An 18,973-nucleotide genomic window follows, 5' to 3' on the forward strand; every position below is an offset into this window, starting at 1 on the left:
CAGGAGATTTATGCCGTCGCTTGAAACCAGCCTAGAAATTGACTTCCACAGTGAAACCTACAAGGACGCCTACAGCCGCATCAATGCGATTGTGATAGAAGGCGAACAAGAGGCTCATGAGAATTACATCAAGTTAGCAGAATTGCTACCAGAAGATAAGGAGCAGTTGATCCGTTTATCCAAAATGGAGAGTCGTCACAAGAAAGGATTTGAAGCCTGCGGGCGGAATCTCGAAGTGACGCCAGATTTAGAATTTGCTCGCAAGTTCTTCTCCGGACTGCACCAAAATTTCCAAGATGCGGCAGCAGAAGGCGGGATTGTGACCTGTTTGCTGATTCAAGCATTAATTATCGAATGCTTTGCGATCGCTGCTTACAACATATATATCCCCGTTGCCGATGACTTCGCCCGTAAAATTACTGAGGGTGTTGTTAAAGATGAATACAGCCATCTTAACTACGGCGAAGTGTGGCTGAAAAACCATTTCGAGGAATCCAAAGCAGAATTTGAAGCAGCCAATCGTCAGAACCTTCCCATCGTCTGGCGGATGCTCAACGAAGTCGAAAAGGATGCCAGTATTCTGGGAATGGACAAAGAATCTTTAGTTGAAGACTTCATGATTCAATACGGCGAAGCGCTGAGCAATATTGGCTTTACTACCCGCGATATCATGCGGATGTCAGCCTACGGGCTTGCCGCTGCATAGTTGCTTAGTATAACTTGTGGGGGATGTCAAGTCAGGTAGTGCAGAGTAAGAGTGGGGAATTGCCTGAAACCAAGTCATCTATTTGAGGACGGAGTCAATGAAGGCGCTTTTACTCTCCCCCACTTTTCCCCAGTCTTTCTGGTCATATGACCGTTTTATGGAAATCGCTGGACTCAAAGCGGTCATTCCTCCCTTGGGAATTATTACAGTTGCAGCACTGTTGCCAAAAGATTGGGAAATTAAGTTTTATGACCGCAATGTGAAGACTGAGACGGAGGCCGATTGGGAGTGGTGCGACATCGTTGTTCTATCGGCAATGCTGGCACAACGAGAAGATTTTCACTTCCTGATCAAAAAGGCTGTCGAGTTAGGAAAAAAAGTGGCAGTTGGAGGGCCTTATCCAACGTCCGTTCCTGAAGACGCTCTCGCCTCTGGAGCACATTATCTAATTTTGGATGAAGGGGAATTAACAGTACCGGACTTTCTGCAAGCGATCGCTCAAGGTCAACAAACAGGTGTTTTTCGCTCCATCGAAAAGCCGGATGTCACCCTAAGTCCCCTTCCTCGTTTCGATTTGCTGAAGCGGGATGCCTACTTGATGATGGCAATTCAGTTCTCTCGCGGTTGCCCGTTTAACTGCGAATTCTGCGACATTATCAGCCTCTACGGTCGCAAACCGCGTACCAAAGAACCGGCTCAAGTGTTGGCAGAGTTGCAAAGCCTCTATGACTTAGGCTGGCGGGGTTCCCTATTCATCGTCGATGACAATTTTATTGGCAATCAGCGCAACGTCAAGCGCTTGCTAAGAGAATTGATTCCTTGGATGCAGGAACACAACTATCCCTTCACCTTCATGACCGAAGCCTCTGTTAATTTAGCAGAGGATGATGAACTACTACAGTTGATGAAAAAAGCCGGTTTTTACGCCGTCTTTCTCGGTATTGAAACCCCAGATCAAGACAGCCTGCAAGTCACTCGAAAGCTTCAAAATACCCGCAACCCGCTTTTAGAAGCGTGTCGCAAGATCAACGAAGCCGGAATGCTAATTTATGCAGGATTTATTCTCGGCTTCGATGGAGAACGCGCGGGTGCTGGCGATCGCATTCAAGCCTTTGTCGAAGAAACCAGTATTCCTCAACCCATGCTCGGCATTTTGCAGGCCTTGCCGAATACGGCTTTGTGGACTCGGCTCCAAAAAGAGCAGCGTTTATTAGAAGGAGTTGGCATCACCGAAGTTGGCGATCAGAATTCCTTGATGAATTTTACGCCCAGCCGACCTCTAGCAGACATTGCCAGAGAGTATGTAGAAGGCTTCTGGACAATGTACGAACCCCAGAACTATCTCAGACGCTGTTTTAATCAATGCCTCAACATCGTTCCACCGCCAGGAAGAACGCAAAATATGTACTTCCCTGCTGGCAAAGGACTGCGGCTAGTCGCCCAGTTAATTTGGCATCAGGGCATTCGGCGACCTGAAATTCGAGGTCAATTTTGGCGACAGCTTTGGCTGATTTTACGCCAAAAGCCTCAATTCCTAAATATGTATCTCGGCTTATGTGCCGCTGGAGAGCATTTTTGGGAGTACCGCCTTTTAGCCAGAGAACGGATTACCCAACAGCTCGGCTACGATCCGATCGCTACGCCAGCCTCAACCGAACAAAAACCCGCACTTGTAAACGTCTGATCCGAGCTTTCCGCTCGCTAGAAGGCAAGAAAACAGCCATTTATCAATGTAAATCAACCTGCCGCTCAGAAGAGCGGCAATTTTTTGTACTATTGTTAAGAGTATTTAACTATTTTTTCCCCTTCCACCTTCCTTTCCTATCCAGAGGCGTAGTTAGAACCATTCATGTTTGGTTTAATCGGTCACCTTACTAATTTGCAACACGCTCAATCTGTGGCTAGAGAGCTTGGCTACCCAGAATATGCCGATCAAGGGCTAGATTTTTGGTGTAGCGCTCCGCCTCAAATCGTCGATCACATCACTGTCACCAGCATTACCGGGCAAAAAATCGAAGGTCGGTATGTGGAATCTTGCTTTGTACCAGAAATGCTGGCTAGTGGGAGAGGTAAGACAGCAGTCCGGAAAGTTCTCAACGCAATGGCTCATGCTCAAAAACATGGCATTAACATTAGTGCGCTGGGCGGCTTTTCCTCGATTATTTTTGAAGAATTCAACCTGCATGAAAGTAAGCAGGTTCGCAATATCAAACTGGAATTTGAGCGGTTTACTACCGGCAATACCCATACGGCTTACATTATCTGTCGCCAATTGGAAGAAGTGTCGAAAGAGCTGGGCATCGATCTCAGTAAAGCAACTGTGGCGGTTTGTGGAGCTACAGGCGATATTGGCAGCGCTGTCTGTCGTTGGCTAGATGCTCGAACTGAAGTGCCAGAACTGTTGCTGATTGCCCGGAAGCAAGAGCGATTGCAAGCTTTGCAGGCGGAACTCGGCAGAGGCAAAATCATGGGATTGGAAGAGGCGCTGCCTTTGGCTGATATTGTAGTTTGGGTAGCCAGTATGCCCAAAGGGATGGAAATTGATCCCACGGTTTTGAAAAAACCTTGTTTGCTGATTGATGGGGGCTACCCGAAAAACCTGTCAACAAAAATTCAGCATCCGGGCGTCTATGTCGTCAATGGGGGGATTGTTGAGCATTCCCTGGATATTGACTGGCGGATTATGAAAATCGTCAATTTGATGGAAGCTCCGGGACGCCAGTTATTCGCCTGTTTTGCCGAATCGATGCTATTGGAATTTGAAAAGTGGCACACCAACTTTTCTTGGGGACGCAATCAAATTACCGTGGAGAAGATGGAGCAAATCGGTGAATCCTCCGTGAGGCATGGATTCCGACCTTTGTTGACTTATTAGTCAGGAGTCAGGAGTCAGTTGTCAGTTGATAGAAAAAGGCTAGTTATTTTTTGTCTAGTGTTACTTCTTTCTTTGACTCCTAACTCCTGACGGCTGACTACTGACAACTGACTGACTACTGAGCATTGTACGGGCGACACCCTATGCTCGTCGCTGCACTACTGACCACCGATCGCTGACTAGGAACTATGTCAACTTCTTCTGAGCGCAAGCCGTTACTTCTAGATTTTGAAAAGCCTCTGTCCGAACTAGAGGCACGAATTGACCAAATTCGCGAACTTGCAGAAGATCAGGACGTCGATGTCTCCGATCAGATTCGTCAGTTGGAGGCACGAGCAGTGCAACTTCGTGAGGAGATTTTCAATAGTTTATCCCCGTCCCAGCGGCTGCAACTGGCTCGGCATCCTCGGCGTCCCAGTACATTAGACTACATCCAGGCCATGAGCGATGAATGGATGGAACTACACGGCGATCGCGGTGGGAATGACGACCCAGCGTTAGTCGGCGGCGTAGCTCGTCTGGGTGGGCGTCCTGTTGTGATGCTGGGTCATCAAAAGGGCCGCGATACTAAGGATAATGTCGCCCGGAATTTTGGGATGCCTGCTCCAGGCGGCTACCGCAAGGCGCTGCGGTTAATGGAACACGCCAATCGCTTTGGAATGCCGATTCTCACGTTTATCGATACGCCGGGAGCCTGGGCGGGTGTGGAAGCCGAGCAACGGGGGCAGGGAGAAGCGATCGCCTATAATTTGCGGGAGATGTTCCGCCTGGATGTCCCGATCCTCTGCACCGTTATCGGGGAAGGTGGTTCTGGCGGTGCGTTGGGAATTGGCGTCGGCGACCGACTATTAATGTTTGAACACGCCGTTTATACCGTTGCGACCCCCGAAGCTTGTGCAGCAATTTTGTGGAAAGATGCTTCCAAAGCTCCCCAAGCAGCCACAGCACTAAAAATTACAGCTTGGGATTTGAAAAACTTAGGCATTCTCGATGTTCTGTTGCCCGAACCTGTTGGCGGCGCTCATGGCGAGCCGCTAAAGGCCGCTGCCATCTTAAAAGACGCTCTGTTGCAAAACTTAGAAGAACTCTCCCAGATGACCTCTCAACAGCGGCGGGAGCTACGTTATCAAAAGTTTCGGAGTATTGGCGTTTATACGGAAATCTCTGCCTAGCGGGGGTTTACCTTAGAAGACGCTGTGACGAGTGGTATAATCAACAAGGTAACAAATTATTACAAGTTCTCAGTTGAGAGGAGTTGTCTTTTAAGAAATTAGCGCTGAGCTGGCAAGCAATTAACGGCGATAGCGAATCGATCGTAGACAACGACTCAAAAAATGAGAACTCAACGTAGTAAGCGTTCCCCTAGGCGATCGCTTGAGCTTATTTTGCTTTCCTACAGGGTAGCCAAACCAAGTAGGAAAAGTAAGCAAAGAGCTGATAGCTACCTAATCAAAAAATACGGGAAGAATTGATGACTTCTCCAATCGAACGGCGTGCCTTGATTACCGGGGCCAGTAGTGGGATTGGCAAGGCGACAGCTTTGGCATTTGCGAAAGCAGGATTCCATGTGGCTTTAGTCAGCCGCTCTGAGTCTAAATTAGAGGCTGTCGCTGAAGCTGCTCGGAAGACCGGGGTGACAGCGAAAGCGTATGCCCTGGATCTAGCCGATATTGAGCAGGTAAGAAAAAAGGTCGCCGCGATCGCTGACTCCTTTGGCTCGATTGATGTTCTGGTGAACAATGCCGGGATGGGCTACACCGGCGAGATTATGTCAACACCTTTATCCGAATGGCAACAAGTGATTGACCTAAATCTCACCAGCGCGTTTCAGTGTATCCAGGGAATTTTGCCCTCGATGCGCGATCGCGGCTCTGGGATAATTATTAATGTGGCATCTATTGCCGGTCAGCAACCTTTTCCTGGCTGGGGTGCCTACAACGTTAGCAAAGCGGCTCTGATTGCCTTATCGAAAACCCTCGCAGCAGAAGAACGTGCTAAAGGCATTCGCGTTGTAACGATCTCTCCAGGTGCTGTCAATACCCCAATTTGGGACACAGAAACGGTTCAAGTCGAACTGAACCGTTCAGCCATGTTAACACCAGAAATCGTTGCCCAGTCGATTCTGCACATGGCTCTCGTGCCAGAACAGGCAGTGATTGAGGAATTAACCTTAATGCCGAACGCTGGCGTTTTATGAGTTGTAAGTTTTGAATGATGAATTAAACCTAAATTCATCACTCAACAGTCTCAAAAAATTCCTAACGAACTCATCACTCCGTTAACCACTCCAAACCCTAACAAAGACTGAATCATGACTACTGCTTCTTCCCACGGTTCTAATGGCTCTAACCCATCAGGCGATTTGAGCGCCAAAATTGCTCCGCCGCGACCTGACCGCAACACAATGAATGGTAGAGAACCCAATTTGCAGCCGCCTCCGGAAGAACTCAACGATGAGATGATGAGTGCTGTAAGGACGCTGCTACTGGGAGTGGGTGAAGACCCGGAACGGGAAGGCTTACTCAAAACGCCTAAGCGAGTAGCAGAAGCAATGCGCTTTCTTACCAGTGGCTATACTCAGTCGCTAGAAGACCTTGTCAACGGAGCTATCTTTGATGAGGGTCACAACGAGATGGTTCTTGTCCGGGATATCAATGTCTTTAGCCTCTGCGAACACCATATGCTGCCATTTATGGGTAAGGCGCACGTCGCCTATATCCCTAACCAAAAAGTGGTAGGTCTTAGCAAGCTTGCTCGGATTGTTGAGATGTATTCTCGCCGCTTGCAGGTACAGGAACGGCTGACGCGCCAGATTGCTGAAGCGGTGCAGACGATTCTTGAGCCGAAGGGAGTCGCTGTTGTCATGGAAGCTACCCATATGTGTATGGTAATGCGAGGTGTCCAGAAGCCCGGTTCTTGGACTGTTACCAGTGCGATGGTCGGCGTATTTCAGGACGAGCAAAAAACTCGTGAAGAGTTTCTTAATTTAATTCGTCACCAACCCGCTTTCTTTTAAGCGTTGTTGGCAGTAACAGCAGGGAGATTTCGCTCCTAATCAAGAGAAAAACTCCTAATTTCTTAAAGTAGGGACACGGCAAGGCCGTGTCCCTATAACGGTTAATGGATCGGGTTTTTATACCATTTGGTTCATGAAGCGCTACATTAACAATTCCCCCACCCCCGATAAATTGGGAGGCTAAGAAGTCTAAATGTTGCAAACAAAAGAACAAAATGGTTTTACAATCAGCATCCCCCCATTTGCTGACGCACTTGAGAAAGAGCATACCAAGTCTTTTCACCAACAATTCCATCTACTAATAAACCGTTGCGTTTTTGGAAGAATCTAACAGCAGCATCGGTGCGCGGCCCAAATACGCCGTTAATTTCATCATTAAAGTCACCGGCTACAAATAGCACCTGCTGAAGTGTGATTACCGCTTCACCTTTAGCTCCGCGCTTCAGCATGGGCATATTAACCGGAGCGCCTGTATAAAGTGCTTGCCAAGTCAACGGCCCGACAATGCCATCTTCTTTGAGAAAAACCCAATTCTGAAAAACAATGACGGCATATTCTACTTCTTGATTAAAAATTCCGTGAATAGCTCCGAAATAAGCGCATCTATCAGTTAATATTTGTTGTAATTCTCTAACTACCGATCCAGAGCTGCCTAACCCTAGAACGGGTTTATTAAACTGAGCTTGATTGGTGAAGGTTTGATTGGATTCGTTAGCAAGCATGATGTGGATTCCTTTGGAGTTGTTGGTGTTCTACATCTCCAAAGTACTTTTAAGAAAGTGCTTGTCACTTCGCACAGTCGGGTAAACTAACTGGATTGGTTTGCTCTCGTTCTATCTGTTCACCCATTAGCAGGAGGCGATCGTGCCAAAAGAGCGAAGCTCCCTACAACTTGAACCGTGTTCCCCGCAGTTTCTCAAACAAATCTGCAACTCGATTTAAATCTTTATCTCCAGGCGATCGCTCAACGCCACTCGATAAATCAATCCCGCTAGGATGCAGTTGCGCGATCGCATCCAAAATATTGTCTGGTGTCAAGCCACCGGCAAGCAACCAGGGACAGCTAGGATTGAACTGTTGGAGGTTCTTCCAGTCCAACGTTTTGCCAGTACCTCCCAACATTTGGGGATGATAAGCGTCCAGCAACAAGGTATTCGCACACTCTGCATAGACATCTGCCTGAGTTAAATCCTCTAGAGTTTTCACTCTCAGGGCTTTGATGATTTCCACGCTGGGCAGCAATTGGCGCAACTGACGGCAAAATTCTGGTGTTTCTCCGCCATGTAACTGCACGCCTGTCAAGTTAGCGACGGCGACACATTGATAGATTTCTTCCAGCGTTGTGTTGGCAAAGACGCCAATCCGCTCAACGTCAGGCGGTAAGCGTTCCATCACGGAGCGGATTTGAACTGCACTGACGTAGCGCGGGGAGGAGGACACGCAAATAAATCCTAGGGCGGTTGCTCCCAGTTGCGCGATCGCTTGCCCCTGATCTGGTTTGGTAATCCCGCAAATCTTGACTCGCATTAAATTTTTTTCGATTTGTATCAAAAATTAATATAACTGTTAACTGTTAAAACAAATTCCGACTTTTTACTAAGAGGTTTCTATAATACTTTGGGTTTTGATATTTGTGTCCAAGCAGGAGACAAGAACTTGATTCACTTGACAATACTCGCCGCCGTACAATCTACCGTTCCCGCGACCCCATCGTGGACTCCAATGGTCGGATTGGTGATGATTCTGTGCAACCTGTTGGCGATCGCCATCGGTCGCTTCGCTATCCAGAAGCCAGGAGTAGGACCAGACCTGCCTCTCGCTAAACCCGCTTTGTTACGCAATTTTACAGTGCCTGAACTTCTAGCGACAATGAGCTTCGGTCACATTATTGGAACAGGCGTCATCCTAGGATTAACCAACGCGGGTGCCCTTTAAAAGGCAATTGTTTCTGCTTTGGGTGACTTAAAAATTTAGCTCATCCAGCAGGAAGAATCAACAGTTCCCTCCGCGTTTTATAATCCCTTCGTTGCTGATTTTATCAAAGCAGGAGAAAAGAAATTGATTGACTTAAGTTTACTTGCAGCATTGCAGCAGACAGTTCCTTCAACACCAACAATCGGCCCTGGTGTATTCATTGTCATGACTGCTTTCAACATTCTGGGTCTTTTTCTGGCCCGCAACGCTGTCCAAAAGCCGGGAGTTGGCCCTAAACTGCCTTTCCCACTGCCCGGTTTTGGTAAGAACTTTAGCGCCGCTCAATTTATTGCGGGTTTGAGTTTTGGACATATCCTGGGAACAGGTGCCATCTTAGGACTGACCAATACGGGTCTCCTTTAGAAGCCCTCGCTCGATAATAACTGTCTTTTCAGTGAAGTTAGTAGGGTGGACACTGCTCACCAATTACCCCAAAGGTCGGCAAGGCTCACTCTCCTACTTCACGCTTCATTTTCCATGCTTCTACAAGAGCCGTCGTATATCCTGGTAAGTGCAAGGATTAGATGGGAAAGTTTGATGCAGGCAGCTTGGCGAGTTGGCGCTCTATTCGGAATTCCGCTATTTATAGATTATTCGTGGTTTTTTATTTTAGCTTTGATCGCCTTTGCGAATGCCCTGGATTTCTCACCCGTCTTGGGTCCAGTCCTCGGCGGGGGTGCGGGATTATTAATGGCTTTATTGCTGTTTGGTTCGGTTTTACTGCACGAATTGGGTCACAGTTTAGTCGCGCGATCGCAAGGGATTGAAGTAAATTCGATTACTTTATTTCTCTTTGGTGGGATTGCGGCGATTGACCGGGAATCCAAAACCCCAGGCGCAGCCTTTCAAGTCGCGATCGCTGGCCCTGCGGTTAGCTTAGTGCTGTACTCGCTATTTTACCTAGTGGCTCATGGACTGCCAATCTCCGGTATCGTGCAGGTCATGGCATTAGACTTGGCAAAGATTAACCTAGTCTTGGCATTATTCAACCTGATTCCTGGTCTCCCCTTAGATGGCGGACAAGTTGTGAAAGCAGCCGTGTGGAAGTTCACCGGAGACCGCTTTCAGGGCGTCCGTTGGGCAGCCAAAAGCGGTTTAATTTTAGGTTGGGGCGCGATCGCTGTCGGAGTGGCGATTATTGCTTTCAAGGATCAGTGGTTCAGTGGCTTCTGGATTTCCTTACTCGGCTGGTTTGGGATTCGCAACGCCCGTTCCTACGACCAGATGACCACCCTCCAAGAATCCTTGCTTCAGATCGTGGCGAAAGACGCCATGACTCAAGAATTTCGGGTAGTGGATGCGAACAAGACCTTGCGCCAGTTTGCCGATGAGTACATTTTGGAAGCCTCCCACTTTCCGGTTTACTTTGCGGCGAGTGAAGGTCGCTATCGCGGTTTAGTCTCTGTTGAAGATTTGCATTTCGTAGAGCGCGGTCTGTGGGAAACTCAAAACCTGCATAGTATTGTGCATCCCCTGACGGAAATTCCCACTGTTGAAGAGAAAATGCCTTTGGTAGAAGTAATTAACTGCATGGAAGCCAAGCAGTTAAATTGGATTACTGTCCTCTCACCCGCTGGGACAGTCGCCGGGATTATCGACCGGGGCGATGTTGTCCGCGCTGTTGCATCGAAGCTGAATTTACTGATTACGGAAGTAGAAATCAAGCGGGTTAAGGCAGAGGGCACCTATCCGCCGAGTTTGCAGTTACAAGCGATCGCAAAATCAACCACTGATTAATTGACACTAGAAAACGAGTCTGAATATGCTCATACAGCACTTCCAGATGCTCGCACGCTACAACACGCTGGCAAATCGCAGACTTTATGAAGTTTGCACTCGTTTGGACGATGTAGAACGTAAACGTACCAGACCCGCCTTCTTTAAAAGTATTCACGGGACGCTGAATCACATCATGATAGGCGATCGCATCTGGTTATCGCGGTTTGAGGGCAAAGAAGTCCCCTCAACCGGACTTGACGCAATTCTCTATGAGGATTTCGACAAGCTTACCAAAGCGCGTGTATTAGAAGATGAGCGCATCGAAGCCTTCTCAGATAGTTTAAACGACGAATTCTTGAGCGGTACGATCAAGTACCGCAATAACCAAGGAAATATTTATATCGATCCGGTTGATTTGTTGATCGCACACTTTTTTAATCACCAGACCCACCACCGAGGACAAGTTCACGATCTGTTAACGCAGACTGAAATTGCCCCGCCAGTTCTAGATATGCACCGAGTGATTCGACCTTAGAGTTAGTTGCATTAGCACTATCTATCTTGATTCTGTGAGCGAATTGTTAATTCTGGCTGCGCTAAAATTTCCTGCCACTCCTCTTCTGACAAAGGCTGCACTAGCATCTCAATACCAAAACAATCGCTAGCTGCTACCGTTAAGGCTTCTACAACTGTTGGAACTAGCGCCTCTCCCGGCTGGTTAATCCCTAGCTTAACCGGCGTTACCGCCTCGCCAAACACCTGTTCAAACAGCGTCGCATCTGGTGACAAACGTATCGACCCGTGCTGCAAGATGGTATTGCCTCGCCTCATCTGGGCACTCCCAATTAATTTAGAACCATCCGCTAAAACTAAATCGGCACCCGTCGAGGTGCCAAAACAATTGGGATTGTGAATGTAACCCCGTCCTGCCGAACCATAGTGCAATTCTAGACCGAGCGATCGCCATCCCTGAATCAAAAACTCACAAATTTCCTGGTACGCTTGCAGGCGACTACCAGCAGATCCTGACGTTACCACCATGTAGGTCAAATCGCCCTGGTGCAGCACTCCCCGTCCGCCAGTCGGACGTCGCACCAAATCCACTACACCCGCCGCAGCCAGCTGCTGCCAAGATGCAGGTAAGCGGTGTTGATGATATCCCAACGAAATTGCCAGTGGAGACCAGGTATAAAACCGTAAGGCTGGAGGATGCAAACCCAGATGGTGCTGCTCCAGTAACCATCGGTCGATTGCCATCTGGACGCGACCTGACGCTTCCAGCAGCGGAATCAAACGCCAGTAGCGGTTATTGGTCATTTGTCATTTGCCTAAAATCAATGACCAATGACCAATAACTAACTACCAAATTCAGCTTGTAAAGCTTCGTCGTTATTATCTGCAATCGTCGCGACAACGGTGACAGCGCGGGAAATTTCTCCAGGAGAAAGCTCGGCGACAGTGCGAGATGTCAGCACTGCCACTTGGTTCTCCACAATGCCAAAACGCGATTCAAACGTGTCCGACCAATTCATTTCCAAGAGTTTCCGCATCAACAGCGGTTCGTTCGTGGCAGGTAGCTTGAGAACATAAGACCAAACGGTGAAAGTATCCTCCTCGGTAATCCCCGTGAGTTGCACAAACACCTCAACGCTACCGTACTTAAATTTCCAAAGATAGCTGCTGTCTTCGCCACGGCTTACCATTGCCGTATCGTCCTGATCCAAGCTGGAGATAACGGTTTGAATTACATCAACATAGTTGACTACCGTTGCATCCTCAATCAGCTCATTGGTAACTAGATCCTCTGTTGACAGTCCTTGGGTGGAAACACTTTCCACAGCAGGCTGGTTGGTGGTCATAATACCTTCTGCTTATCGTTTTGCGGTTTGCCTAGACCAACTCTATCGCCTAGAGGCACATTTGGAGGACACCTCTAAAGATTAGTTTTTTATTTTCAAGTGTTAAGTAGTTTAATCATCGCTTATACAGCGGTCGCCTTCAGCCGCTTCTTCTGATTCTCGTTACTAGGACAGCTCTATCCTAGTAACGAGCCTTAGCCTCGATGCCCTCTGTTGCTACTTCTCGACACCGTGTTTCAAACCATGAGCTTGCGATCGCTTTGTTCTCCATCTAAAGCCGTTGTCTTTTCAGAAACCGGCTTATGAGCAATCAAATACTTGCTCATAAAGTGAACTTCACTCGAAATATTCTCGAAGCCTGCTTTCTCCAACCGTTTCACCAAATCATCCGTTATGTAGTGTTTGTAGTATGGCTCGTGGAATGTTTCTGGGAAGTTTTCCATCAGTGGCACCAAGTCTGGAGCATCGCTGACCTGAATCGAGTCGCAGATAATAAAGACTCCACCCGGTTTCGTGACTCGGTAGCACTGTTCGATCACCTGCTGACGCACCGCTGCTGGAAGCTCATGGAAGAGAAACACGCAAGTAACCGCATGGAAATGCTCATCCACGTAAGGGATTTTCTCAGCATTCGCTTGTAGGAGTTGGGGCAATTCTCCAGGATTTTCCAATAACAGCTGATTCGCCTTCCGCAAGTAAGCGGGTGACAAATCGATTCCAAACAGAGATGCTTCCGGCAAAGCGCCGCGGATTAATTTCAAAGTGCGCCCCGTTCCACTTGCCACATCCAGAATGCGAACTTGTCTGGGTGGAATAGAATCAAAAGCTTTCAGCCCTTGTTTCAATGGCGCGAGAATCCGCCGCCGCATCGCATCTGCCGTGCCACCAAAAAGAATTTCTACTTGCAAATCATAGAGATTCGCGGACCAGTCACTTAAGTAACCATCAGTTTGGTGGTGGAAGTTTTGCAGGTAGTAGCTTGGATAACCATCCGTGGAAATGTTTGGAGAAAAGTCTTGATGCCGCTTTTGGTTCGCCCGCTGATGCACTTGCAGCGTATCCAGCCAAACCATCGGATAATAGCGGAAAAAATCGCTCCATGAGTTATCAAACAGTAAGCTAGCGGGATATACACCTCGCTCAACATCCTGCCAATCGGCTTCGATAATCCGATCGTGCCTTTGTTTCAGTTTTTGTATAACCTCTGGCGGAATCGGCTTGGTTTTCACCTCCACCGGAGGTGAAATTAAATTCAGCAACTGAGAATTTAATACTTTATGAGCTAAACCAAAGTAATTTTTGCCTTGCTGAAAAGTCTGATAGGTCAGCTTGGTTAAAGTCTCAGTAATAGTAGTTGCTGGGTCAAGGTTTGAGGTTGACTGCATAGAGGCTAACGATGGGTGCTGAAAACTGAGTACGACTATGAAAATGCTGCGCGGTTATATGTCTTTTTGTTAAGACATATTTCTTATGTTAACTCAGTTTCGACAACTGCCATCTGTCTCCAGTGGGACAAGAAAAAGCGCCACCCATAAGGGTGGCGGGCTAGGGATGAGTTGTTTTCCAGGAAGGGGATACCCCACCCCACAGCTTAGAACGCTTTAAGAAAGGCAAGCTCTAGATTTGGCAGGAATGCTTAGCAAAAACGTCAAGCTTTGTTCCTACACAATTTGCCTTTCCATGAGCGAGAAAAGAAATTAGCAATCATAGTAGAGAGCGAACTCGTAGGGATGGGGGCGCAGCCGCATCGGGTTGACTTCGTTATCGAGCTTGTATGAAATCCAAGTCTGGATGAAGTCTGGGGTGAACACGCCCGTCTCGGTCAAGAAAGCGTGATCGTTTTCCAACGCCTCCAGGGCACCTTCGAGCGATCCTGGGGTGGAAGGAACATTCGCCAGTTCCTCTGGGGTTAGGTCGTAAATATCCTTATCCAGGGATTCACCGGGGTCAATTTGGTTTTTGATACCATCTAGACCCGCACAGAGCATGGCAGCAAACGCCAAGTAGGGGTTAGAAGTCGCATCCGGACAACGGAACTCTAAGCGCTTCGCTTTAGGATTGGTACCAGATAGCGGAATCCGAATCGAGGCAGAACGGTTTCCTTGGGAGTAAGCCAAGTTCACGGGTGCTTCAAAACCGGGCACCAAGCGCTTGTAAGAATTGGTTGTGGGATTGGTCAAAGCCAACAGCGCCGGTGCGTGCTTGAGGATGCCACCGATGTAGTGCAACGCCATTTGGCTTAAGCCAGCATACTTATCGCCTGCGAATAGCGGCTGCCCATCCTTCCAAATCGACTGGTGGGTATGCATCCCAGAACCGTTGTCGTTAAACAGTGGCTTCGGCATGAAGGTGACTGTTTTGCCATATTTCTTGGCAACGTTCTTGATGACGTACTTGTAAGTCATCAGATAGTCAGCAGCTTGTACCAAAGTTGCGAAGCGGAAACCCAGTTCGCACTGTCCGCCGGTAGCAACTTCGTGGTGGTGCTTTTCAATTGGCACCCCGCACTTCGCCATCGTCAGCAGCATTTCTGTCCGCATATCCTGGGAGGTATCCGTCGGCGCGACTGGGAAATAACCCTCTTTGTAGCGAGGTTTATAACCGAGGTTGCCACCCTCTTCTTTTTTCCCAGAATTCCAACGTCCCTCGACGGAGTCTACGTGGTAATAGCCTTCATGCTGGTTTTGGTCAAAGCGGACATCATCAAAGATGAAGAACTCAGCTTCCGGTCCAATGAAGGCTGTATCGCCAATGCCGGTAGAAATTAGGTAGTCTACTGCCTTCTGAGCAATGGTGCGGGGGTCGCGGCTGTAAGGTTGGCCCGTCCGGGGTTCGATAATGCTACAGACGACGCTTAAAGTCGGCTCTGCCATGAATGGGTCGATCCAGGCAGTTGTCGGATCTAGCACCATTGCCATGTCTGATTCGTTGATGGCTTTCCAACCCCGGATACTAGAGCCATCGAAGGGTACGCCCTCGGTAAAGCTACTTTCGTCAATTTGGTCGTGATACATCGACAAATGCTGCCAGATACCCGGCATATCGATGAACTTGAGGTCAATGATCTGGATGTTTTTTTCTTTGACGTAAGTCAAAAATTCTTGCGGGGTCTGGAACATTACGACGGACTCCTTATTTTCTAAGCTGGCTCAGTCTGGAAAGCAGAAAAAACAGTAAGAGCGATCATCAGGGTTGGTGAATCGTCAAGTCAAGAGGGGGAGAACCTGGATTGAAAGCAAGCATTTTCAGGTGAGACTTCCCGATCCAGAAGTACAACTTTCCTGGCTGAAAATCTTTTGTCTCCTCTTTTGCCCATCTCAAGAACTCTCCCACTCAATTCCCAGTTGGCGCTTACGCGCCGCTACGCTAACAGTCTTCAGCCTTTTTTCAAGACGTAAGGCATCGATGTACTGGATCATCCTAGGGATAGGTGCCAGGAGATTTTGTATTCAGCTATACAGAATAAGGCAGTTGCCGTTTGACTTAAAGCGAGAAAAAGTTAAAAATTGTAGCGAGATTTACAAAAAAATCTTATAGGCGGCAACAATTTTACTAATCAGTAGCTTTGGCTACTTTTGTGCGGGGGGAAGCATGATGTTTAATTTAAATACGGATTTTGATCAAGATTTTGACGAACAAGAGGCATTTGAGTATCGTCCTGGGACGAGAGTGGAGCTAAAGCAGCGTCCTGGGGTGGTTGATATTATTGCTGAATATGACCCGATGATGGTGCCGCCTATTTGGTTGCTCAACGATCCGCAGCCGCGATATCCAGAAGAGCTGACATTACTGCCAGTGCCCATGAGAGGAGTTTGTTGGTTGAAGCCGGTGAGCCGTCGAAAAGCTGGATCGAGAGCGGCTCAGTCAAGAGATGGCAAGCCGATGCGCCAGAAGGCTTATAGCACAGCCCCGGAGAAAATTGCCCGCTAAAAATTGCTGCGATCGCTCTCAACAATGTGGAGATGCTCGTGGAGATGGATATATGCTAATGAAAGTGTTTGTTGTTGTAAACTACACCCTAGAAACTGGGTATGCAACAGCACACTAAACAATAGAAAATTATCTATATAGCTTGTTGTTGGGAGAGCAATTTCATGCGCGACGCAGTCACAAACCTGATTAAAAATTACGATGTTACGGGTCGTTACCTGGATCGCAATGCCGTAGATTCCCTGAAATCTTATTTTGAAACCGGCACAGCACGAGTCCAGGCGGCTGCTGTGATTAACTCCAATGCAGCTTCGATTGTGAAGCAGGCAGGGTCACGGCTGTTTGAAGAACTGCCGGAACTGATTCGACCAGGCGGAAATGCATATACGACTCGTCGCTATGCTGCTTGTCTGCGGGATATGGACTATTACCTGCGCTATGCCAGCTATGCGTTGGTTGCAGGTGATACGAATGTGCTGGATGAGCGGGTGCTGCAAGGTCTTCGGGAAACTTACAACTCTTTGGGAGTGCCGATTGGCCCGACCGTAATGGGCATCCAAATCATGAAGGACATTGTGAAAGAACAAGTGGCTGCGGCTGGAGTTGTAAATACAGCATTTGTAGATCAGCCCTTTGACCACATGACCCGCGATTTAAGCGAACAGGATGTCTAAGCAGCAGATAGCCACGAACAATTAGCCATTCGTCATTAGCTAGAGAGCGATCGCACTTTTTACCTTTTACTGGGATAAAGTGCGATCGCTTTTGTTTATGCTGCGCTGACGCTAATTTGAAGACACCAAAAGCCTATCTCGATGACAAACTCTCAACACTTAAGGGAACTAGATCGCCATGATTGGTAAATCCTAATAACATTGGCTCTTGCGGTCGAATAAACTTACCTGTCAGTACACAGCGTTGTTCTTGCTGCGCTGTGGCGGGGACGCTAGAGAGGATATCAGACCTAGAGAATTGAGGTTTATAATCATCGGATTTCTGCTGCACGTAGTTCCAGAGGATATCTCGAATCAAAGCTTGATATCCCTGATGACCTGCGAGTTCTTTGAGTTCTTCCTTCAGTTCTCTCTCCAAGCGTATGCTGGTGACTTCCATTTCAGTGGTTGAGGTGCGAGGTAGGGTACGCATGATTTTTTCTCCTAAAATTTGTGGACAGATTAGTAATACAAGTGTAGTATATTGAAAGCCAGATTCAAGTTAAACCGTTCAAGAAGCCTTCCTGTGACACATATACCTGCTTTCTCCATCTCAGCCAGCGATTCCGACTCCTTAACGAGTTGGGAATCAGCCGGCGCGGGCGTGGAGTTTCTTTTTATGGGTGGATATGGTTGTCAGAGACGAGGTACGGAGATCGATCAAATTTTGGATCGCAATAATGGTGGGAGTCTGCGGTTTGCAGAACTCAAACTAAACAAACAAAGCGGGAGGTACAGGCTAAAAGTAGCCGTACCAACATAGGACGAGAAGACTCAAAAAGTTTTTCCAACCCCCGCTTCTAATTACCAGAGGCGGGGGTTAATTGTATGAGGAGCCAAGTCGTGACGAGCGCAACTGACGTGTTAGGTAGGTCGGTAGTCGTATTTTCCCAGAACTACTTGCCCATAAGCCGGGTCAATATTAAGCGAGCGATCGCTCTGTTGATCGGTGGGAAAGCCGAACCTTTGCAGTTTAGCGATGCACCTGGCTGGCAAGTGCGGTCGCCCAGCGTGGTAATCGAGGTGCCAGAACAAATTCGCCTCACCATCACGAGTGCAGAGCGAGTTTGGAAGGTTCCCCCAGTGAACCGTCGGGAATTGCTGCGGAGAGACCACCACACCTGCCAATACTGCGGTAACACGAAACAGTTGACGATCGATCACGTCCTACCCTTATCAAAGGGCGGAAAACACACCTGGGACAACGTAGTGATTGCCTGCGAAAGGTGCAACCAACGCAAAGGCGATCGCACCCCGACTCAAGCGGGAATGCCCCTTCGCACCCAGCCTAAAGCCCCCATGCACCCTGCTGTTGCCTTTGCCGAACAGTTCTGGCGCGAACAGCACGATCACCTGGATTTGTAAGGAGACACCAAGCAATGCTGAAATTAACTTACACAGAAAACGGCTTTTACTTGGAGTGTCTGGCTCAATCTCTAGAAGAGTGGGTGACACGGCGGGTGATTTTAGCGCTGCGAGTGGGTACCCCCATCTCAGTCGAACCCAGCACCGCTTCCTTCTTACTTCCGGCTAGTTTGCCAGAAATCGGACGGTTGCTAGAGGAAGCGCAGCAGGAAGGTTCGGAAATTATTGGCTTGTGTGCTTGCGATGCCGAGTACGTTGAAGTCAGCCTGCACGGTAGCTGGGTGGACGGAGGCTCGAAAAATGGAGAGGGCGTTTTTGTGACTGCAATGAGCGATCGCGCTGAATTCTTCCTGTTCAAGCTTTGGCAAGATGCACAAGCTTGCACCTCCTCCTTGAGGTAATCAAATCACTTTTGAGGTGGGTCGAAAAACCCACCCTTTTTCTTAGTATTTGTGTGGACATTTGCCGGATAATACATCAAACTATTGGTATGTCATAGCGGGATACCACACTGAGATTGATTAAACATTAGTTATGTCAGCCAGCAGCAATACCAAAGAAAGCAGAATTGATTTGAGACTGAGCCAAGAGCAAAAAAAGACGCTTGAAAAGGCAGCTGCACTGATGGGACTCAGTGTAAGTTCTTATGTGCTTTGCCACTCACTTGATGCTGCCAGAAAGGACATTGCCTTTCATGAAACACTGGTTTTGTCAGATAGAGATAGGGATCTCTTTTTATCGATACTAGAGAATCCGCCTGAACCGAACGAAGCTTTAAAATCGGCGATGTGTGAATATCAGGAGTACGAAAAGTAA

The 18,973-nt window shown here is 48.0% G+C and carries 22 protein-coding genes; 15 read left to right on the forward strand and 7 right to left on the reverse strand.

Annotated features, from left to right (window positions below; translation table 11 throughout):
• The first annotated feature begins 10 nt into the window (after window positions 1-10).
• From H6F50_RS24590 to folE, 6 genes are all read left to right on the forward strand, one after another.
• Window positions 11-706 (forward strand): aldehyde oxygenase (deformylating), encoded by a 696-nt coding sequence (locus H6F50_RS24590; protein ID WP_190430702.1) that lies wholly within the window; start codon window positions 11-13, stop codon window positions 704-706.
• Window positions 707-803: 97 nt separating this feature from the next.
• Entirely contained in the window at window positions 804-2,390 is a 1,587-nt protein-coding gene (locus tag H6F50_RS24595; RefSeq protein WP_190430703.1) for a B12-binding domain-containing radical SAM protein, read from the forward strand.
• A 165-nt stretch (window positions 2,391-2,555) separates the two neighbouring features.
• Window positions 2,556-3,581: a long-chain acyl-[acyl-carrier-protein] reductase gene (locus tag H6F50_RS24600; RefSeq protein WP_190412361.1), complete on the forward strand. Its 1,026-nt coding sequence runs from the start codon at window positions 2,556-2,558 to the stop codon at window positions 3,579-3,581.
• A gap of 188 nt (window positions 3,582-3,769) precedes the next feature.
• The gene (gene accA, locus H6F50_RS24605; RefSeq protein ID WP_190412362.1) at window positions 3,770-4,753 is read left to right on the forward strand and encodes an acetyl-CoA carboxylase carboxyl transferase subunit alpha; all 984 of its coding nucleotides are present in this window, start codon (window positions 3,770-3,772) and stop codon (window positions 4,751-4,753) included.
• A 299-nt stretch (window positions 4,754-5,052) separates the two neighbouring features.
• Window positions 5,053-5,778 carry an SDR family oxidoreductase gene (locus H6F50_RS24610; RefSeq protein ID WP_190430704.1) on the forward strand — a complete coding sequence of 242 codons (726 nt, stop codon included), beginning with the start codon at window positions 5,053-5,055 and terminating at the stop codon, window positions 5,776-5,778.
• A 114-nt stretch (window positions 5,779-5,892) separates the two neighbouring features.
• On the forward strand, window positions 5,893-6,597 hold the full coding sequence (gene folE / locus H6F50_RS24615) for a GTP cyclohydrolase I FolE (protein ID WP_190412364.1): 705 nt from the start codon (window positions 5,893-5,895) through the stop codon (window positions 6,595-6,597).
• A 227-nt stretch (window positions 6,598-6,824) separates the two neighbouring features.
• Here folE and H6F50_RS24620 read toward each other — a convergent pair whose 3' ends face one another.
• Both H6F50_RS24620 and H6F50_RS24625 read right to left on the reverse strand, forming a co-directional pair.
• Window positions 6,825-7,319 (reverse strand): peptidoglycan-binding protein, encoded by a 495-nt coding sequence (locus tag H6F50_RS24620; RefSeq protein ID WP_190412365.1) that lies wholly within the window; start codon window positions 7,317-7,319, stop codon window positions 6,825-6,827.
• A gap of 163 nt (window positions 7,320-7,482) precedes the next feature.
• Window positions 7,483-8,124, reverse strand: coding sequence for a phosphoribosylanthranilate isomerase (locus tag H6F50_RS24625; protein ID WP_190430705.1), 642 nt, complete (start codon window positions 8,122-8,124; stop codon window positions 7,483-7,485).
• Window positions 8,125-8,253: 129 nt separating this feature from the next.
• On the opposite strand from H6F50_RS24625, the gene psaK (H6F50_RS24630) reads away from it, so the two are divergent.
• From psaK (H6F50_RS24630) to H6F50_RS24645, 4 genes are all read left to right on the forward strand, one after another.
• The gene (gene psaK / locus H6F50_RS24630) at window positions 8,254-8,532 is read left to right on the forward strand and encodes a photosystem I reaction center subunit PsaK (RefSeq protein WP_190412367.1); all 279 of its coding nucleotides are present in this window, start codon (window positions 8,254-8,256) and stop codon (window positions 8,530-8,532) included.
• 123 nt (window positions 8,533-8,655) lie between these two features.
• A complete protein-coding gene (psaK, locus tag H6F50_RS24635; protein ID WP_190412368.1) occupies window positions 8,656-8,934 on the forward strand; it encodes a photosystem I reaction center subunit PsaK in 279 nt (92 codons plus the stop codon).
• A 174-nt stretch (window positions 8,935-9,108) separates the two neighbouring features.
• The gene (locus H6F50_RS24640; RefSeq protein ID WP_190430706.1) at window positions 9,109-10,308 is read left to right on the forward strand and encodes a site-2 protease family protein; all 1,200 of its coding nucleotides are present in this window, start codon (window positions 9,109-9,111) and stop codon (window positions 10,306-10,308) included.
• 25 nt (window positions 10,309-10,333) lie between these two features.
• Entirely contained in the window at window positions 10,334-10,825 is a 492-nt protein-coding gene (locus H6F50_RS24645) for a DinB family protein (RefSeq protein WP_190430707.1), read from the forward strand.
• Between the two features lie 17 nt (window positions 10,826-10,842).
• Here the strand turns inward: H6F50_RS24645 and H6F50_RS24650 are convergent, their stop codons facing one another.
• From H6F50_RS24650 to glnA, 4 genes are all read right to left on the reverse strand, one after another.
• Window positions 10,843-11,607 (reverse strand): biotin/lipoate A/B protein ligase family protein, encoded by a 765-nt coding sequence (locus H6F50_RS24650; RefSeq protein WP_190430708.1) that lies wholly within the window; start codon window positions 11,605-11,607, stop codon window positions 10,843-10,845.
• Between the two features lie 38 nt (window positions 11,608-11,645).
• The gene (locus H6F50_RS24655) at window positions 11,646-12,149 is read right to left on the reverse strand and encodes a YbjN domain-containing protein (protein ID WP_190430709.1); all 504 of its coding nucleotides are present in this window, start codon (window positions 12,147-12,149) and stop codon (window positions 11,646-11,648) included.
• A 236-nt stretch (window positions 12,150-12,385) separates the two neighbouring features.
• Entirely contained in the window at window positions 12,386-13,498 is a 1,113-nt protein-coding gene (locus H6F50_RS24660) for a methyltransferase domain-containing protein (RefSeq protein ID WP_190430720.1), read from the reverse strand.
• Window positions 13,499-13,846: 348 nt separating this feature from the next.
• Window positions 13,847-15,268: a type I glutamate--ammonia ligase gene (gene glnA / locus H6F50_RS24665; protein WP_190412373.1), complete on the reverse strand. Its 1,422-nt coding sequence runs from the start codon at window positions 15,266-15,268 to the stop codon at window positions 13,847-13,849.
• Between the two features lie 472 nt (window positions 15,269-15,740).
• Here glnA and H6F50_RS27400 point away from each other — a divergent pair, with 472 nt between their 5' ends.
• Both H6F50_RS27400 and apcB read left to right on the forward strand, forming a co-directional pair.
• Entirely contained in the window at window positions 15,741-16,079 is a 339-nt protein-coding gene (locus H6F50_RS27400; RefSeq protein WP_242029202.1) for a hypothetical protein, read from the forward strand.
• 164 nt (window positions 16,080-16,243) lie between these two features.
• Entirely contained in the window at window positions 16,244-16,753 is a 510-nt protein-coding gene (apcB, locus tag H6F50_RS24675; protein WP_190412374.1) for an allophycocyanin subunit beta, read from the forward strand.
• A gap of 133 nt (window positions 16,754-16,886) precedes the next feature.
• On the opposite strand, the gene H6F50_RS24680 is transcribed toward apcB, so the two are convergent.
• The gene (locus H6F50_RS24680) at window positions 16,887-17,225 is read right to left on the reverse strand and encodes a hypothetical protein (RefSeq protein ID WP_190412375.1); all 339 of its coding nucleotides are present in this window, start codon (window positions 17,223-17,225) and stop codon (window positions 16,887-16,889) included.
• A 410-nt stretch (window positions 17,226-17,635) separates the two neighbouring features.
• On the opposite strand from H6F50_RS24680, the gene H6F50_RS24685 reads away from it, so the two are divergent.
• The 3 genes from H6F50_RS24685 to H6F50_RS24695 all read left to right on the forward strand — a co-directional run bounded on the left by H6F50_RS24685 (window position 17,636) and on the right by H6F50_RS24695 (window position 18,973).
• Window positions 17,636-18,157, forward strand: a complete 522-nt coding sequence (locus H6F50_RS24685) for an HNH endonuclease (protein WP_190412857.1) — start codon at window positions 17,636-17,638, stop codon at window positions 18,155-18,157.
• Window positions 18,158-18,171: 14 nt separating this feature from the next.
• Window positions 18,172-18,558 (forward strand): alr0857 family protein, encoded by a 387-nt coding sequence (locus H6F50_RS24690; protein WP_190430710.1) that lies wholly within the window; start codon window positions 18,172-18,174, stop codon window positions 18,556-18,558.
• Window positions 18,559-18,691: 133 nt separating this feature from the next.
• Window positions 18,692-18,973, forward strand: coding sequence for a DUF1778 domain-containing protein (locus H6F50_RS24695; protein ID WP_190430711.1), 282 nt, complete (start codon window positions 18,692-18,694; stop codon window positions 18,971-18,973).

Source organism: Coleofasciculus sp. FACHB-712, assembly GCF_014695635.1.
GTDB lineage: Bacteria > Cyanobacteriota > Cyanobacteriia > Cyanobacteriales > FACHB-T130 > FACHB-T130.

Coding starts and splice junctions, on each gene's coding strand:
- H6F50_RS24620 (WP_190412365.1), bottom strand. CDS start 7,319: ATGCTTGCTAACGAATCCAATCAAACCTTCACCAATCAAGCTCAGTTT.
- glnA (WP_190412373.1), bottom strand. CDS start 15,268: ATGTTCCAGACCCCGCAAGAATTTTTGACTTACGTCAAAGAAAAAAAC.
- apcB (WP_190412374.1), top strand. CDS start 16,244: ATGCGCGACGCAGTCACAAACCTGATTAAAAATTACGATGTTACGGGT.
- H6F50_RS24650 (WP_190430708.1), bottom strand. CDS start 11,607: ATGACCAATAACCGCTACTGGCGTTTGATTCCGCTGCTGGAAGCGTCA.
- folE (WP_190412364.1), top strand. CDS start 5,893: ATGACTACTGCTTCTTCCCACGGTTCTAATGGCTCTAACCCATCAGGC.
- H6F50_RS24625 (WP_190430705.1), bottom strand. CDS start 8,124: ATGCGAGTCAAGATTTGCGGGATTACCAAACCAGATCAGGGGCAAGCG.
- H6F50_RS24690 (WP_190430710.1), top strand. CDS start 18,172: ATGCTGAAATTAACTTACACAGAAAACGGCTTTTACTTGGAGTGTCTG.
- H6F50_RS24655 (WP_190430709.1), bottom strand. CDS start 12,149: ATGACCACCAACCAGCCTGCTGTGGAAAGTGTTTCCACCCAAGGACTG.
- H6F50_RS24610 (WP_190430704.1), top strand. CDS start 5,053: ATGACTTCTCCAATCGAACGGCGTGCCTTGATTACCGGGGCCAGTAGT.
- H6F50_RS24600 (WP_190412361.1), top strand. CDS start 2,556: ATGTTTGGTTTAATCGGTCACCTTACTAATTTGCAACACGCTCAATCT.
- H6F50_RS24640 (WP_190430706.1), top strand. CDS start 9,109: ATGCAGGCAGCTTGGCGAGTTGGCGCTCTATTCGGAATTCCGCTATTT.
- H6F50_RS24680 (WP_190412375.1), bottom strand. CDS start 17,225: ATGCGTACCCTACCTCGCACCTCAACCACTGAAATGGAAGTCACCAGC.
- H6F50_RS24595 (WP_190430703.1), top strand. CDS start 804: ATGAAGGCGCTTTTACTCTCCCCCACTTTTCCCCAGTCTTTCTGGTCA.
- H6F50_RS24695 (WP_190430711.1), top strand. CDS start 18,692: ATGTCAGCCAGCAGCAATACCAAAGAAAGCAGAATTGATTTGAGACTG.
- H6F50_RS24645 (WP_190430707.1), top strand. CDS start 10,334: ATGCTCATACAGCACTTCCAGATGCTCGCACGCTACAACACGCTGGCA.
- accA (WP_190412362.1), top strand. CDS start 3,770: ATGTCAACTTCTTCTGAGCGCAAGCCGTTACTTCTAGATTTTGAAAAG.
- H6F50_RS27400 (WP_242029202.1), top strand. CDS start 15,741: ATGATGTTTAATTTAAATACGGATTTTGATCAAGATTTTGACGAACAA.
- H6F50_RS24590 (WP_190430702.1), top strand. CDS start 11: ATGCCGTCGCTTGAAACCAGCCTAGAAATTGACTTCCACAGTGAAACC.